This window comes from Paractinoplanes pyxinae (assembly GCF_026626335.1).
Classification (GTDB): domain Bacteria; phylum Actinomycetota; class Actinomycetes; order Mycobacteriales; family Micromonosporaceae; genus Actinoplanes; species Actinoplanes pyxinae.
This window is the reverse complement of the sequence record NZ_JAPNTZ010000006.1, coordinates 538,656-552,640: the sequence shown is the minus strand read 5'-3', so window position 1 is coordinate 552,640 and position 13,985 is coordinate 538,656. Positions and strand designations below refer to the sequence as shown.

Here is a 13,985-nt window from a genome sequence, read left to right as displayed (position 1 = left end):
ATGCTGGATGCATGACGACGACAATTCTGGATCGAGTCGTTCGGTGGGGCATCGACGCTGACGGCGACTTCTACGGCGACGAGCGCGAGCGCTACCGGTGGTACGAGGGCATTTCCGCCGCCGCCTCGCTGCAGTGGATCGCCGTCCCGTGGGCCGCGGCGATCATGGTGTGGCCGCTGGGCCGTCCGTCGGTGCTCCCGCTGGCCGTCGTGCTGGTCGCGATGTTCGTCCCCATGCTCGTCTGCATGTGGTACGTGCGATCCCGCCGGGTCGACACCACACCCCGCGTCATGGACACCAGGCGCGTCCTGTGGGGCCTCGCCGGTGGCCTGCCCTATGCGGTGTTCTTCGTCGGCTCTCTGCGCGCCTACGGGCCTGATGACTCGACGTGGATCGGCGCCGCCGTGGGCGGCGTGATCGGCGGTGCGGGCGGCGTGGTGGCACAGATGCTGCAGAGCCGCCGCCGGCGCCGTCTCGAGGCCGCCGCAACCGCGGACGAAGACTGATGGCCCCACCGGCGGGCCCTGTGCGGGCGCCGGAGGCGGGTGGCACTGCAGGCGTACGCATCCGGGCCGCGCGCAAAGAGGCCGGCCTCACCCAGCAGGGCCTCTCGGCGGCCGTCCAGGTGAGCCGCCAGACCATCATCGCGATGGAGACGGGGGACTACGCGCCCTCGGTCTACCTGGCGATCAAGGTGGCCAAGGCGCTCCACGTCAGCGTCGAAGAGCTGTGGGACGCCGAGCCGCCCACCGGGCAATAACACGCACGGCGGCCCCTGGCGGCCGGACGGCGCAGCCGCGCGCGGGCATGGAAAAGGGGCGCCCCACACCGTGGGCGCCCCTTTCAAGTCTTGGTCGGGGGAACGGGGATATTCAGTTGGAGCTGGGCATCATGTCGGCGCCACGCCAGGTGAACTCCGGGTCAGCCGTGAACTGCACTGCGATCTTCACCAGGTCCTCGGCGTACCGGTTGGCGTGGTGTCCGCAGAACACCAGCTCACTGCCACCCGCCAGGGTCAAACGGAGCTTTCCGGCTGCATTGCAGCGGTCGCACCGTTCATCGGCTGCGGGGCCGGCCACACTACCTGCCGGCGGCGTGAGAGTCGGGGTCATCGCCTTCCTCCTCTGTTCGAACCGATGAACATGTTCCTCGGCTACTGCTCACATCGTGCAACACCCTGCACCGTTGCGGCCTTCCCACTGTGCCCCGGGGGGACCGAGGTCACACGTGCTGGGCTCTAAGTGTGCCGTGATCCAAGGGTGCCACGTCAACGATCACTTCTGCACAACGGTCTGATCACCACCCGATGATGTACGGGTGGTGACCATTCGGGCACGGATTGTTGACCGAATGCCCCTAGTCCAGGTAGTCGCGCAGGACCTGGGAGCGGGACGGGTGTCGCAATTTCGACATCGTCTTGGACTCGATCTGCCGGATGCGCTCACGGGTGACCCCGTACACCTGACCGATTTCGTCCAGCGTGCGCGGTTGGCCGTCGGTCAGGCCGAACCGCAGCCGCACCACGCCCGCCTCGCGCTCGGAGAGCGTCTGGAGGACCTGCTGCAGCTGGTCTTGCAGGAGCGAGAACGACACCGCGTCGACCGCGACGACCGCCTCGGAATCCTCGATGAAGTCGCCCAGCTGGCTGTCGCCCTCGTCGCCGATCGTCTGGTCGAGCGAGATGGGCTCCCGGGCGTACTGCTGGATCTCCAGCACCTTTTCCGGGGTGATGTCCATTTCCTTGGCGAGCTCTTCAGGGGTGGGCTCGCGGCCCAGGTCCTGCAGGAGTTCGCGCTGGATGCGGCCGAGCTTGTTGATGACCTCGACCATGTGCACCGGGATGCGGATGGTGCGGGCCTGGTCGGCCATGGCGCGGGTGATGGCCTGGCGGATCCACCAGGTGGCGTACGTGGAGAACTTGTAGCCCTTGGTGTAGTCGAACTTCTCGACGGCGCGGATCAGGCCGAGGTTGCCCTCTTGGATGAGGTCGAGGAAGGCCATGCCGCGGCCGGTGTAGCGCTTGGCCAGCGAGACGACCAGCCGCAGGTTGGCCTCGAGCAGGTGGTTCTTGGCCCGCTCGCCGTCCCGGCCGATCCAGCGCAGGTCGCGCTCCATGTTGCGCTCGAGCTTCTCCTCGCCCTCGTCGCAGGCGCGCAGCCGCTCGGCGGCGTAGAGGCCGGCCTCGATCCGCTTGGCCAGTTCGACCTCTTGCTCGGCGTTGAGCAGCGGGACCTTGCCGATCTGCTTGAGGTAGGCGCGGACGGAGTCGGCCGAGGCGGTGAGCTCGGCGTCGCGACGCGCCTGCTTGAGCGCCTCGGACTCCTCGTCGTCCCACTCGAAGTCGCCGTCGGTGGCCGAGCTGGCGGCGTCGGTGGCGGCGGCCGCGACCATGGCCGGCGGCTCCTCGACGACGACGTCCTCGATCTCGGCGGCGAGCTCTTCGGGGTCGATCTCTTCGCCGTCGGCGGGGCCCTCCTCGCCGGGCTTGGCCGCCTTGGCCGGGCCGGCGGCCTTCTTGGCCGGGACGGCCTTGGCCGCGGCCTTCTTCGCCGCCGCCTTCTTGGCCGGGGCGGCGGGTGTTGCCGGGGCGGCGCCGGCGGGAGCCGCCTCGCCCGCCTCGGCCTGCTTCGGCGCCGGCGTCGCCTTGCGGGCGGGGGCGGCCTTGGCGGTGGTGGCCTTCGAGGCCGGGGTCGCGGCGCGAGCGGCGGCGACCTTGCGGCGGGTGCTCACCGAGCCGTCGACGACGACGGTGATGCCCGCGTCGACGAGACCGCGGAGGATCTTCTTGGCCTGGGCCGGATTCACCTCGGCGGACTCGAGCGTGTGCGCGACCTCGGCCGACGTGAGCTGCCCGCCCGCACCCTGTGCATGGGCGATCAGGGCCTCGGTGAGAGAACGAACGTCGGCACCGTTCTGGTGGGCTTCTGTCACGAAAGACCTTCCGGAGGCGAGGATGAGCACGGCCATGAGCCCAGCGCAGCGCACGGCGGGGAGGCTGGCCGGTGTTGGTGTGGGGACCCCCGGGACGCGGACGAATCGGTGCTGTGGTGTCCGCGAAGCGGTGGGCAGGGGTGAATTGTAGCGCCGTCGGGCGAGATCCTCCTGCCGCAGCACGCCGCGGGGGCCGCCGACCTCGCCGATGAGGGCCGGCGAGAGAATGCTATCGGCGGAAAGGGCGTACACGTGAGTGAGTTTTCGGCGGCTTCGACCCCATCGACACCCGGCGCTTTGCTAGGGCTCGCGGTCCAGGTGGCGCGCGAGGGCGCGGCCACCGCGCGGCGGATGCGGTCCGAGGCGATCGGCGATGTCCAGACCAAGAGCACGGCCACCGACGTGGTCACGGCGGCCGACAAGGCGGTCGAGCGCCAGGTCATCGAGGCCCTTCAGGCGGCCCGGCCCGGCGACGCGGTGCTGGGCGAGGAGTACGGCGACACCGAGGCCGGCGGGGGCAGCGGGGTGCGCTGGATCCTCGATCCGATCGACGGCACCGTGAACTACCTCTACGGGCTGCCGCAGTACGCGGTCTCGCTCGCCGCCGAGGTCGACGGTGCGGTGGTGGCCGGCGTGGTGATCAACGCGGCCACCGGCGACGAGTGGACGGCCACGCTGGGCGGCGGCGCCTGGCGGGGCGAGAAGCGGCTGCACGGCTCGGTTCCCAGCGGCCTGGGGCAGGCGCTGGTCGGCACCGGTTTCGGGTACGACGCCCGGCGACGTGAGCACCAGGGCCGGGTGCTGGCCGGGCTGATCACCCAGGTGCGCGACATCCGGCGGTTCGGCGCCGCCGCGCTCGACCTGTGCGCGGTCGCCGAGGGCACGCTCGACGCGTACTACGAGAAGGGGCTCAACCCGTGGGACTGGGCCGCCGGCGGTCTGATCGCCACCGAGGCCGGCATTGTCGTCTCCGGCCTCGGCGGGGCCGCCCCCGGCATCGAGATGCTTGTGGCGGCTCCTCCGGCCGTCCACGGCCCCTTGCACGAGGCCTTGGTCGCACTCGATGCCGCGGGGGGCGCCTAGGAGTCTTTGTCGGCCGGCTTGACGCAGGCGCCGGGCGGCAGCGTCGGCTCGCCCACCTCGACCAGCGACTGGTTGACCTCGGTGGTGGTGGCGAGCTGGCGGTACTGGTTGCCGATCACGATCTCGATGACCCCGCCCTTGCGCTTGGCGCTGTAGGTCATCTTGGACTGGGCCAGGAAGTACGCCCGCAGCAGCTGCGCCTTGCCGACGGTGTCCGGCCCGTAGCGGATCTCGGCGACGCCCTTGAGCTTGGACTTGGCCTCGGCCGGCTTCTGGGTGGTGAAACGCCGGTTCTTGAACTCGTTCGTGACGCTGTCGGCCAGGCCGGGGGTGTCCGTGCCGTTGAGTATCTTGACGGTGACCTCGGCCGGGTCGTCGGGCAGCGTCACGTCGGCCAGGGGCGCTCCGGCCGGGCAGCCCTCACCGGCGGTCGGGCCGCCCTGGCTGTCCTGCACCAGCGCGACGATGACGAACACCACCGCGGCCACGGCAAGCACGCCGACGACGATGAGCGCTCGTACGCGCGCAAAGCTCATGGGGTTGGCTCCAGGGGTTCTTCTTGCCCCGGGGAAGGGGCGGGACCTGTCGAGAGGTTAGCGTCTGTGCGCCAGGCATGCGGAAACAGGGAATACTTCCGGCGCGCCGACGATGATCCAGAGGCTGCTACCCCTACTTTGATGTCGCCTCGGTCACATCGGGAACAATGGGCCGCCCGTGCGCGTACAACACTGCCGCGACAGCGGTAGTGTTCCCCGCTCACCGGGGGTGTTCGGCGTGTCAGGGGCAGAGCCGGAGCAGTGTCGGAAATCGTCCGGCGGAACCGGGAACCGAAACAACGTCGCGGGCGTTACTAACGCCAAGTGACACATCGATACAGGAGAGTGAAGACCGATGGCCACCGACTACGACGCTCCGCGTCGCGATGAGGTCGACCTCGGCGAGGACAGCCTCGAGGAGCTCAAGGCCCGCCGCGCCGACTCGCAGTCGGGTTCAGTGGACGTCGACGAGGTCGAGGTGGCGGAGAGCTTCGAGCTTCCCGGCGCCGACCTGGCCGACGAGGAACTCACCGTCAAGGTGCTGCCGATGCAGACCGACGAGTTCCGCTGCGCCCGCTGTTTCCTTGTTCACCACCGCAGCCAGCTGGCCGCGGAGCGGAACGGGGAGCTGATCTGCCGCGAGTGTGCCTGACCGGCACACTCGCGCGCAGCGCCGCGCAGGGGGGCGTGGCGTAACACCACCCGGCCGCGGTTCGCGGTCGGGCGTCAGGCCGTTGCCGGGTTTGACCCGGGGTCGACACGGGGCATCACCATGGAGGCATGAGCCCGCGACCGACGACGGGAGGACGACGATGAGCGGAACGGACCACACCGCCGAGACGAACGATTCGCGGGCCCTGGAGCAGACGACTGCCAAGAACCAGGAGCTCGCCGCGGTCGACAGCGAACTCGGCGAGACCGTCGCCGCCCTCACCGCCGACGACCTGGAACCGGCCGGCCGCCGGCAGCTGCTCGGCCGGCTCGTGGGGGACATCCGCCGCCGGGGGATGGGCCAGATGTTCAAGCCCAAGGCGGCGATGCGCTGGATGGGTGACGTCGTGGCCGACGTCGCGCCGCACATCCCCGTGCGGGACATCGAGACTTTGCGCCGCCACTTCCCCGGCCTGAGCGACGACGACCTGGCCGACCGCCTGATCCGCAACGCCGCGCTCTCGACGGCGGGCGTCGGCGCGGCCGGGGGCGGCGTGGCCGCTGTCGAGTGGGTGGCGCCGCCGACCCTGCTCACCGCGCCGGTCCTGCTCGCGGCCGAGACGGTCGCGGTGGTGGCCGTGGAGCTCAAGCTCGTCGGCGAGCTGCACGAGATCTACGGGCAGCCGATCCGGGGCGGGCTCGGCCAGCGGGCCGGGGCGCTGATCCAGGCCTGGTCGCAGCAGCGTGGGGTGAACCCGCTGGTGCCCGGCGTCGGTGTGGCCTCTGTGCTCGGCACCGCCGCCCGCAAGGAACTGCAGACCAGCCTGCTCAAGAGGTTCGGCCGCAGCCTCACCACGTACGGCCCGATGTTGACGGGCGCGGCCGTGGCCGGCTATCTGAACCGCCGGGCCACCAAGAACCTGGGCGATCACATCAAGAAAGACCTGCGGAAGAGCCGCTCGAAGATCATCGACGGTTGAGCAGGGCGGTCGCCAGCTCGACCGGGTGACGGGTGCTGACGATCCAGTACGGCGTGGGGTCGGCCGGGTCGTCGAGCAGCACCTGCACGGCCGGGCCGATCCACGGGCGCTGCACCACGAACGCCAGCGGGTGCGCGCCCACGCCCAGAGCCTCGCGCTTGCCCTCGGCGTCCAGCGCCACGACGTCCTTGACGAACTCGAGCGGCAGCCGGGCATCGTCCACCTGGAACTCGCCCGCGGTGACGGCCACCCGGATGCGGCCCACCCAGGCCATGCCGGCCAGGGCGAGCGGGACCAGCACGGCGAACACGACCCAGGCCGGCACATCGGGGAAGCCGAGCATCAGCTCGAACCCCAGGATCGCCACCACGAGCAGCATCACCGGCCAGATCCACCACGTCAGGTGCAGCCGCTCGGCGTAGGCGGGGGCCGCGGTGGTGCGCGTGGAGGACTCCGGTGTCACCCTGGAAGGGTACGGCGCGCCTCCGCGACGGGGCACGGCAGGATGGCAGGGTGAGTGCCGCCCGCAGCCGCACCAGTGAGGAATCGTTACCTTGACCGACGTGGTGATCCCGATCCGCCTGCTCGATCCCGACCTCCCGCTGCCGGCCTACGCACATCCGGGTGACGCCGGCGCCGACCTGGTCGCGGCCGAGGGGGCGGAGCTGGCGCCCGGGCAACGCGCGAAGGTGCGCACGGGCATCGCGGTGGCCATTCCCGAGGGGTACGTCGGACTGGTGCACCCCCGCTCCGGTCTGGCCGCCCGGCTGGGTGTGACGGTGCTCAACGCTCCGGGTACGGTCGACGCCGGTTACCGTGGCGAGATTCTGGTGATTCTGGTGAACCACGACCCGGTGAACACGGTCAAGATCGCTCGCGGCGACCGCATCGCCCAACTGGTCGTCCAGCGGGTCGAGCGGGCGTCGTTCCACGTCGTCGACGAGCTCGGCGACACCTCCCGCGGCGCCGGTGGCCACGGGTCGACGGGCGGGCACAGTGCGCTGCCCAGCCAGCCCACTCAGGCATGAGACGGAAGGTCAGTAAAGATGTTCTCGCGTAAGCGCGGCGGCCCCAAGCACGTGCGTGCGACCGACGCACCGCCCTCCGAGGCGCTCCAGCAGAGTCTGAGCGCCGGCGACGAGCCCCCGCGGCCCGACCACGGCCCCTGGGACTCCGGCCAGGCCCCCGACGACGTGCAGCGGCTCGACCTGGGCAGCCTGCTGATCCCGGCCGTCGACGGCGTCGAGGTGCGGGTGCAGGCCAACCCGGACGGCGCGGTCGAGCAGATCGTGCTGGTCGACGGCGAGAGCGCGCTGCAGCTGGGCGTGTTCGCGGCCCCGCGCTCCGAGGGCATCTGGAACGAGGTCCGGGCCGAGATCGCCGAGGCCATGACCGCCGACGGCGTGGCGCCGCGCGAGGTCGACGGGCCGTACGGGGTCGAGCTGTCGGCCCGGGTGAACACCCCCGAGGGCCCGGCCGACGTGCGGTTCGTGGGCGTCGACGGCCCGCGCTGGATGGTCCGCGCGCTGTACCAGGGCGCCGCCGCGGCCGACCGGAACCGTGAGGGCCGGCTGGGCGAAGTTCTCTCCGGTCTGGTCGTCGTCCGTGACAACGAGGCCCGCCCGGTGCGCGAGGCGCTGCCGCTGCGGCTGCCCAAAGAGATGACCGAGCAGGCTCAGGCCGAGGCCGAGCAGGAGCAGGGTCCGCAGACGAACGGCAGCCGGCCTGTATAGCGGGTCGTGACAGTGGTCACCCGGGGCGTACCTTGTAGGAACGGCACGGCGATGGCCCGTGCCGTTCGTCCCGGACGGGGCGAGCATCCCGGGTGGGGCTAGGAGAGGTCATGACCACCGACGAGCGCACCGGCCTGCGCCGGTTCTTCGACCGGTTGACCGCCACCGATTCCGAGCTCGACGCGCGGGATCTGCAGCGTGAGGTGGCCAAGTGCGGCGCCATGCCGGCCGGGCAGTGCACGCGCGGTCAGGTCGTCTCGGTCAACGGGCGGCTGCGGACGGTGGCCTACACTCCCCGCACCAACCTGCCGACCCTGGAGGCCGACCTCTGGGACGGCAGCGACGTGGTGACCCTGGTCTTCCTGGGCCGCCGGTCGATCGCCGGCATCGAGCCCGGCCGTCAGCTCACCGCCCGCGGCCGCATCGCCATCCGCGACGATCGCAAGGTCATCTACAACCCGTACTACGAGCTGGAGGCGCCCCGGTGACACCCGGCAGCGAGCCGCGTCACGCCGCGCACGAAACCGTGGAGGAACGGCTCGCCGAGGAGGTCGTCGAGGAACTCGACCTCCATGCGGTGCCGGACGCCAAGGACGCCAAGGGCAAGGACGGCGACGAGGAAGAGCCCTTCCCGTCGATGTCGGAGCAGATCTCGGAGCAGCTCGGCGGTGTACGCGGGCTGATCGAGTCGAGCCTTCCGGTGCTCGCCTTCGTGGCGCTCAACGTGATCCTCGGCGACACCGTGGTCGGGCTCGAGAAGCGTACGGCGCTGTACTGGGCCATCGGCGGGGCGGTGTTCTCCGCGCTGGCCATCGGCGCCTTCCGGCTGGCCCGCAAGCAACCCGTACGCCATGCGGTGAACGGTTTGTTCGGCATCGCCATCGGCGCCTTCCTGGCCTGGCGCACGGGCAAGGCCGAGGACTTCTATCTGCCCGGCATCCTGCTGACGTTCGCCCAGGCGGCGGCGCTGCTGGTCTCCGTCCTGGTCCGCAAGCCGATCATCGGCTACGTGTGGGGCGTCATGGCCAACAAGGGCCGGCAGGACTGGTTCGGCAACGCCCGGCTGTTCCGTACGTTCCAGTGGCTCACCCTGGTCTGGGTGGCCTCGCTGAGCGTGCGCGCGGGCATCCAGTTCGTCCTCTACCAGATGGGCGAGGCGAACGCGCTCGGCATCGCCCGCATCCTGATCAGCTGGCCGATCTACGCCGCCACGTTCGCCTTCACCGCGTGGGCCATCCACCGGGTGACCAGCAGCCAGCAGACGGAAGAGGCGGCCGCCTAGCCCAGTTCGCGACCCTCGCTGCCCAGCACGACGGCGCGGATCTGGTCCTCCACCTCGGCGGTGCAGACGAAGATCAGCTCGTCGCCGGCCTCGAGCGGGTCGTCGGCGGTGGGCACCATGACCCGCTTGCCGCGCAGGATGGCCACGAGCGCCGAGTCGCGGGGCAGCGGCACGTCGCGGACGGGCTGACCCTCGTACGGCGCGTTCCTGGGCAGGGTGATCTCGACCAGGTTGGCCTCGCCCTGGCGGAAAGTCATCAGCCGGACCAGGTCGCCCACGGTGACCGCCTCTTCGACCAGGGCGGCCATCAGGCGCGGCTTGCTGACCGAGACGTCGACGCCCCACTGCTCGGTGAACAGCCACTCGTTCTCGGCCCGGTTGACCCGGGCCACCACGCGCGGCACGGCGAACTCGGTCTTGGCCAGCAGCGACACCACCAGGTTGACCTTGTCGTCGCCGGTGGCCGCCACCACCACGTCGCAGCCGGCCACGTCGGCCTCTTCCAGGCTGCTCAGCTCGCAGGCGTCGGCCAGCACCCAGTCGGCCTCGGGCACCCTTTCCGGCCGCAGCTGCTTGGGCTGGCGCTCGATGAGCATGACCCGGTGGCCGTTGCCGATCAGCTCCTGCGCGATCGAGCGGCCCACGTTGCCGGCCCCGGCGATGGCGATCCGCATGGTCACTGCCCTTCCTTGTCGGCGCCGGAGGCGATGTCGAGCACGACACCCACCGTCTCGTCGGTGACCAGCATGAAGACCTGGTCGCCGTCCTGGATGACGGTGGACGCGGTGCCCAGCGTGCCCATGCCGAAGCGCATCAGGTAGGCCACCCGGGCGCCGGTGCGCTCCTCGAGCGACTTCAGTGTGCGGCCGACCCAGTCGCGGTGCAGCGGCGCCTCGACGATCGAGACCACGCTGGTCGGGTCGCGGAAGACCTCGACCGTGCCCTCGGGGACCAGGTGGCGGACCATCCGGTCGGCCGCCCAGCGGATCGTGGCGACAGTGGGGATGCCCAGCCGCTCGTACACCTGGGCCCGTTTCTGGTCGTAGATGCGGGCCACGACCCGGGACACCCCGAACGTCTCGCGGGCCAGCCGGGCCGAGATGATGTTGGAGTTGTCGCCGCTGGAGACGGCCGCGAACGCGTCGGCCCGCTCGATGCCGGCCGCCCGCAGCACGTCGCGGTCGAAGCCGATGCCGGTCACCGTGGTGCCGCCGAAATCGGAGCCCAGGCGGCGGAAGGCGTCCGAGTTCTGGTCGATGACGGCCACCGCATGGCCGCGCTCTTCGAGGTTGTGGGCCAGCGTCGAACCGAGCCGGCCACACCCCATGATCACCACGTGCACGTGTCGCGTCCTCCCGCGTGGGTGCTACTCAGTGAGAGATTGCCATGCGGCCGCCAGGAGCGGCGGCCGGGGCGGGGCGCGAGTGCGAAAAGCCCGCCGTACGCTTGGCACTCGTGGCCAGTACGACCTCCCTCGCGAAGCGGCTCCTGCTGGGCCGGCCGTTTCGGTCCGACAAGCTTCAGCACACGCTGTTGCCCAAGCGGATCGCGCTTCCGGTCTTCGCCAGCGACGCCCTCTCGAGCGTGGCCTACGCGCCCGACGAGATCCTGCTGACCCTGTCGATCGCCGGGGCGGGCGCCTTCTGGATCTCCCCGTGGATCACGCTGGCCGTCGCCGTGGTGATGGTGACGGTGGTGGCCAGCTACCGGCAGAACGTCTACGCCTACCCCTCCGGCGGCGGCGACTACGAGGTGGCGACGGTCAACCTGGGCCCCCGGGCCGGGCTCGGCGTGGGCAGCGCCCTGCTGGTCGACTACATCCTCACCGTGGCCGTGTCGACCTCGTCCGGCGTGGGCAACCTGGGCTCGGTCGTGCCGTTCGTGGCCGAGCACAAGGTGGCCTTCGCGATCGGCGCGATCGCCCTGCTCACCGCGCTCAACCTGCGAGGGCTGCGTGAGTCGGGCACGGCCTTCGCCATTCCGACGTACGCGTTCATCTTCGTGATCGTCGGCATGATCCTGACCGGGCTGTTCCGGGTCTTCGTGCTCGGCGACGACCTGCTGGCGCCGAGCGCGGGCCTGGTCATCACGGCCGAGGAGGACCACCTCACCAGCTTCGGGTTCGCCTATCTGCTGCTGCGGACCTTCTCGTCGGGCTGTGCGGCGCTGACCGGTGTCGAGGCCATCTCGAACGGTGTGCCCGCCTTCAAGCCGCCCAAGAGCAAGAACGCGGCGACCACGCTGATGCTGCTGGGCGGGCTGTCGATCGTCATGCTGGTCGGCATCGTGCTGCTGGCCCGCGCCACCAAGCTGCAGTACGTCGAGGACCCGACGTTGCAGATCGTCTCCGGGCCGAGCAACTACGTGCAGAAGACGGTCACCACGCAGCTGGCCGAGACGATCTTCGGGCCGGGGTCGATCCTGCTCTACGTGGTCGGCGCGGTGACCGCCCTGATCCTCTTCCTGGCCGCCAACACCGCCTTCAACGGCTTCCCGGTGCTCGGCTCGATCCTGGCCCAGGACCGCTACCTGCCGCGTCAGCTGCACACCCGGGGCGACCGGCTGGCCTTCAGCAACGGCATCATCTTCCTCGCCATCGCCGCGATGATCCTGGTGGCGGCGTTCCAGGCCGAGACGACCCGGCTGATCCAGCTCTACATTGTGGGCGTCTTCGTGTCGTTCACGCTGTCGCAGGGCGGCATGATCCGGCATTGGAACCGCTTGCTGCGTACGCAACGAGACCCCGAACGCCGCCGTCGGATGGTCAGGTCGCGGGCGATCAACGCCTTCGGCATGGGCCTCACGGCAACGGTGCTGATCATCGTGCTGATCACTAAGTTCCTGCTCGGGGCGTGGATCGCGATCGCCGCGATGATCGCCATCTACGGCCTCATGGTGGCCATCCGCAAGCACTACACGCGGGTCTCGCAAGAGCTGCAGCCGACCGACGAGCGGCCCGTGCTGCCGTCCCGCAACCACGCGGTCGTGCTGGTCAGCAAGGTGCACATGCCGACCCTGCGGGCCCTGGCGTACGCCCAGGCAACCCGCCCCGACACGCTGACCGCGGTCACCGTGAACGTCGACGAGAAGGACACCCGGGCCATCCAGGCCGAGTGGGAGCGCCGGCAGATCCCGGTGCCGCTGGCCGTCGTGGACTCGCCCTACCGCGAGATCACCGGCCCGATCATCGACTTCGTCAAGGGCGTGCGCCGGGGCTCGCCGCGCGACGTGGTCACCGTCTTCGTGCCCGAGTACGTGGTCGGCCGCTGGTGGGAGAACCTGCTGCACAACCAGAGCGCGCTGCGCATCAAGGGCCGGCTGCTGTTCGAGCCGGGCGTGATGGTCACCAGCGTGCCCTGGCAGCTGCGCTCCAGCCAGGACAGGGACCTCGACCGTTTCGACCAGAGCCTGACCCGGGTGCCGGCCCGCGGCCCCCGCGTCCGGGCCGTCGAACCGGCCCCGGACGAGACCCCCGCGGAGAAGCTGCCGTGACCACACTGGAAGAGGGCGAGCGCGTCGAGCTGACCGTCGGCGCCCCGGCTCATGGCGGTCACTGCGTGGCCCGAGTCGGCGGCGAGCACGGCCAGGTCGTCTTCGTGCGGCACGCGCTGCCCGGCGAGCGGGTGACGGCCGAGATCACCGAGCTGCACAAGGGCTTCCTGCGGGCCGACGCGGTCGCGATCCACGAGCCGTCGGCCGACCGGGTCGAGCCGCCCTGCCCGTACGCCCGGCCGGGCGCCTGCGGCGGCTGCGACCTGCAGCACGCCTCGGGCGACGCCCAGCGCCGGTGGAAGGCCTCGGTGGTCGAGGAGCAGCTGCGCCGGCTGGCCAGGCTGCGCTGGGACGTCGAGGTCGAGGAGCTGCCGGGCGGGCTGCTGGGCTGGCGCAGCCGGGTGCGCTACGCGGTCGACGCGGCCGACCGGGCCGGGCTGCTCAAGCACCGCTCGCACGAGGTGGTGGCGATCGACCGCTGCCGCATCGCGCACCCGGCCATCCAGGAGCTGGACGTGCTGAGCCGCGAATGGCCCGAGGCGGACGCGCTGGAGGCGGTGGCGACCACCGGTGGCGACGTGACCGTGCTGGCCCGCCCGACCGGCACCGGCGGCACGCTGCCCCCGGACGACCCGGCCGAGGGCACCACGCTGGGCGGTGGCGGGCGGCGGCTGGTCGAAGGGCCGGCCGAGGTGACCGAGGTGGCCGCCGGGCGTACCTGGCGGGTGCCGCCGGAGGGTTTCTGGCAGGTGCACCCGGCCGCGGCCGAGACGCTGGTGGCCGCCGTGCTCGAGATGCTGCGGCCGGCCGAGGGCGAGAGCATGTGGGACCTCTACGGCGGGGCCGGTCTGTTCGCGGCGGCGGTCGCGGCGCAGACCCAGGGGCGTACGACGGTGGTCGAGTCCTCCCCGGTCGGCGCCGACTCGGCCCGGCGGAATCTGGCCGACCTGCCGTACGCCGAGGTGGTCGAGGCCCGGGTCGACTCGGCCCTGCTGCGGCGCCGGGTGACCGGCCCGGTCGACTTCGTCGTGCTCGATCCGCCCCGGGCGGGTGCGGGGGCCAAGGTCGTACGGGCGGTGGCCGCGGCCGCCCCGCGCGCGGTGGCCTATGTGGCCTGTGACCCGGCGTCGCTGGCCCGCGACATCAACACGTTCCGCGAGCTGGGCTGGAAACTCACGGCGTTGCGGGCCTTCGACTGCTTCCCGATGACCCAGCACGTGGAGTGCGTCGCACTGTTGGAAACCTGACAGACGTCGTTCACGCGAGATCAATAGGCTCCGATCGATTCTCAAGATCG

17 protein-coding genes are annotated in these 13,985 nt (G+C 70.9%); 11 read left to right on the top strand and 6 right to left on the bottom strand.

The genetic code is table 11. The features are described from left to right. Nucleotides 1–11 precede the first annotated feature (11 nt). Nucleotides 12–506 (top strand): hypothetical protein, encoded by a 495-nt coding sequence (locus OWR29_RS19815; RefSeq protein ID WP_267564400.1) that lies wholly within the window; start codon nucleotides 12–14, stop codon nucleotides 504–506. Next, nucleotides 506–760, top strand: a complete 255-nt coding sequence (locus OWR29_RS19810) for a helix-turn-helix transcriptional regulator (RefSeq protein ID WP_267564399.1) — start codon at nucleotides 506–508, stop codon at nucleotides 758–760. The genes OWR29_RS19815 and OWR29_RS19810 overlap by 1 nt, the downstream gene beginning before the upstream one ends. 112 nt (nucleotides 761–872) lie before the next feature. Here the strand turns inward: OWR29_RS19810 and OWR29_RS19805 are convergent, their stop codons facing one another. Continuing rightward, nucleotides 873–1,112 (bottom strand): DUF7455 domain-containing protein, encoded by a 240-nt coding sequence (locus OWR29_RS19805; RefSeq protein ID WP_253237025.1) that lies wholly within the window; start codon nucleotides 1,110–1,112, stop codon nucleotides 873–875. 244 nt (nucleotides 1,113–1,356) lie between these two features. Continuing rightward, nucleotides 1,357–2,967: an RNA polymerase sigma factor gene (locus tag OWR29_RS19800; protein WP_267564398.1), complete on the bottom strand. Its 1,611-nt coding sequence runs from the start codon at nucleotides 2,965–2,967 to the stop codon at nucleotides 1,357–1,359. A gap of 216 nt (nucleotides 2,968–3,183) precedes the next feature. On the opposite strand from OWR29_RS19800, the gene OWR29_RS19795 reads away from it, so the two are divergent. After that, complete coding sequence (locus OWR29_RS19795) at nucleotides 3,184–4,014, top strand: inositol monophosphatase family protein (protein ID WP_267564396.1); 831 nt, start codon at nucleotides 3,184–3,186, stop codon at nucleotides 4,012–4,014. On the opposite strand, the gene OWR29_RS19790 is transcribed toward OWR29_RS19795, so the two are convergent. Further along, nucleotides 4,011–4,550, bottom strand: coding sequence for a LytR C-terminal domain-containing protein (locus OWR29_RS19790; protein ID WP_267564395.1), 540 nt, complete (start codon nucleotides 4,548–4,550; stop codon nucleotides 4,011–4,013). The two genes, OWR29_RS19795 and OWR29_RS19790, sit on opposite strands and share 4 nt — an antisense overlap. Before the next feature lie 355 nt (nucleotides 4,551–4,905). Here OWR29_RS19790 and OWR29_RS19785 point away from each other — a divergent pair, with 355 nt between their 5' ends. Next, a complete protein-coding gene (locus tag OWR29_RS19785; RefSeq protein ID WP_221378756.1) occupies nucleotides 4,906–5,202 on the top strand; it encodes a DUF4193 domain-containing protein in 297 nt (98 codons plus the stop codon). Nucleotides 5,203–5,362: 160 nt separating this feature from the next. Next, on the top strand, nucleotides 5,363–6,181 hold the full coding sequence (locus OWR29_RS19780) for a hypothetical protein (protein WP_267564394.1): 819 nt from the start codon (nucleotides 5,363–5,365) through the stop codon (nucleotides 6,179–6,181). Here OWR29_RS19780 and OWR29_RS19775 read toward each other — a convergent pair. After that, nucleotides 6,168–6,644 carry a DUF3093 domain-containing protein gene (locus OWR29_RS19775; RefSeq protein ID WP_267564393.1) on the bottom strand — a complete coding sequence of 159 codons (477 nt, stop codon included), beginning with the start codon at nucleotides 6,642–6,644 and terminating at the stop codon, nucleotides 6,168–6,170. The genes OWR29_RS19780 and OWR29_RS19775 overlap by 14 nt on opposite strands. Nucleotides 6,645–6,735: 91 nt before the next feature. Here OWR29_RS19775 and dut point away from each other — a divergent pair, with 91 nt between their 5' ends. The 4 genes from dut (at nucleotide 6,736) to OWR29_RS19755 (ending at nucleotide 9,196) form a co-directional block, all read left to right on the top strand. Continuing rightward, a complete protein-coding gene (gene dut / locus OWR29_RS19770; RefSeq protein ID WP_267564392.1) occupies nucleotides 6,736–7,209 on the top strand; it encodes a dUTP diphosphatase in 474 nt (157 codons plus the stop codon). 18 nt (nucleotides 7,210–7,227) lie between these two features. Continuing rightward, nucleotides 7,228–7,914, top strand: coding sequence for a DUF3710 domain-containing protein (locus OWR29_RS19765; RefSeq protein WP_267564390.1), 687 nt, complete (start codon nucleotides 7,228–7,230; stop codon nucleotides 7,912–7,914). Between the two features lie 110 nt (nucleotides 7,915–8,024). Beyond that, nucleotides 8,025–8,402 carry an OB-fold nucleic acid binding domain-containing protein gene (locus OWR29_RS19760; protein WP_267564389.1) on the top strand — a complete coding sequence of 126 codons (378 nt, stop codon included), beginning with the start codon at nucleotides 8,025–8,027 and terminating at the stop codon, nucleotides 8,400–8,402. Then, complete coding sequence (locus OWR29_RS19755; protein WP_267564388.1) at nucleotides 8,399–9,196, top strand: DUF3159 domain-containing protein; 798 nt, start codon at nucleotides 8,399–8,401, stop codon at nucleotides 9,194–9,196. Before OWR29_RS19760 ends, OWR29_RS19755 begins: the two co-directional genes overlap by 4 nt. Here the strand turns inward: OWR29_RS19755 and OWR29_RS19750 are convergent. Both OWR29_RS19750 and OWR29_RS19745 read right to left on the bottom strand, forming a co-directional pair. Beyond that, entirely contained in the window at nucleotides 9,193–9,876 is a 684-nt protein-coding gene (locus tag OWR29_RS19750) for a potassium channel family protein (protein WP_267564387.1), read from the bottom strand. The two genes, OWR29_RS19755 and OWR29_RS19750, sit on opposite strands and share 4 nt — an antisense overlap. After that, on the bottom strand, nucleotides 9,873–10,538 hold the full coding sequence (locus OWR29_RS19745) for a potassium channel family protein (RefSeq protein WP_267564386.1): 666 nt from the start codon (nucleotides 10,536–10,538) through the stop codon (nucleotides 9,873–9,875). The genes OWR29_RS19750 and OWR29_RS19745 overlap by 4 nt, the downstream gene beginning before the upstream one ends. 113 nt (nucleotides 10,539–10,651) lie before the next feature. On the opposite strand from OWR29_RS19745, the gene OWR29_RS19740 reads away from it, so the two are divergent. Together OWR29_RS19740 and OWR29_RS19735 are read left to right on the top strand one after the other, a co-directional pair. Next, nucleotides 10,652–12,688: an APC family permease gene (locus OWR29_RS19740; protein ID WP_267564385.1), complete on the top strand. Its 2,037-nt coding sequence runs from the start codon at nucleotides 10,652–10,654 to the stop codon at nucleotides 12,686–12,688. Continuing rightward, nucleotides 12,685–13,935 carry a class I SAM-dependent RNA methyltransferase gene (locus tag OWR29_RS19735; protein ID WP_267564384.1) on the top strand — a complete coding sequence of 417 codons (1,251 nt, stop codon included), beginning with the start codon at nucleotides 12,685–12,687 and terminating at the stop codon, nucleotides 13,933–13,935. Before OWR29_RS19740 ends, OWR29_RS19735 begins: the two co-directional genes overlap by 4 nt. Nucleotides 13,936–13,985 lie beyond the last annotated feature (50 nt).

What these genes read in the sequence shown, in the direction of transcription:
- OWR29_RS19800 (WP_267564398.1), bottom strand. Translation starts at nt 2,967, where the DNA reads ATGGCCGTGCTCATCCTCGCCTCCGGAAGGTCTTTCGTGACAGAAGCC.
- OWR29_RS19760 (WP_267564389.1), top strand. Translation starts at nt 8,025, where the DNA reads ATGACCACCGACGAGCGCACCGGCCTGCGCCGGTTCTTCGACCGGTTG.
- OWR29_RS19785 (WP_221378756.1), top strand. Translation starts at nt 4,906, where the DNA reads ATGGCCACCGACTACGACGCTCCGCGTCGCGATGAGGTCGACCTCGGC.
- OWR29_RS19780 (WP_267564394.1), top strand. Translation starts at nt 5,363, where the DNA reads ATGAGCGGAACGGACCACACCGCCGAGACGAACGATTCGCGGGCCCTG.
- OWR29_RS19815 (WP_267564400.1), top strand. Translation starts at nt 12, where the DNA reads ATGACGACGACAATTCTGGATCGAGTCGTTCGGTGGGGCATCGACGCT.
- OWR29_RS19810 (WP_267564399.1), top strand. Translation starts at nt 506, where the DNA reads ATGGCCCCACCGGCGGGCCCTGTGCGGGCGCCGGAGGCGGGTGGCACT.
- OWR29_RS19805 (WP_253237025.1), bottom strand. Translation starts at nt 1,112, where the DNA reads ATGACCCCGACTCTCACGCCGCCGGCAGGTAGTGTGGCCGGCCCCGCA.
- OWR29_RS19765 (WP_267564390.1), top strand. Translation starts at nt 7,228, where the DNA reads ATGTTCTCGCGTAAGCGCGGCGGCCCCAAGCACGTGCGTGCGACCGAC.
- OWR29_RS19790 (WP_267564395.1), bottom strand. Translation starts at nt 4,550, where the DNA reads ATGAGCTTTGCGCGCGTACGAGCGCTCATCGTCGTCGGCGTGCTTGCC.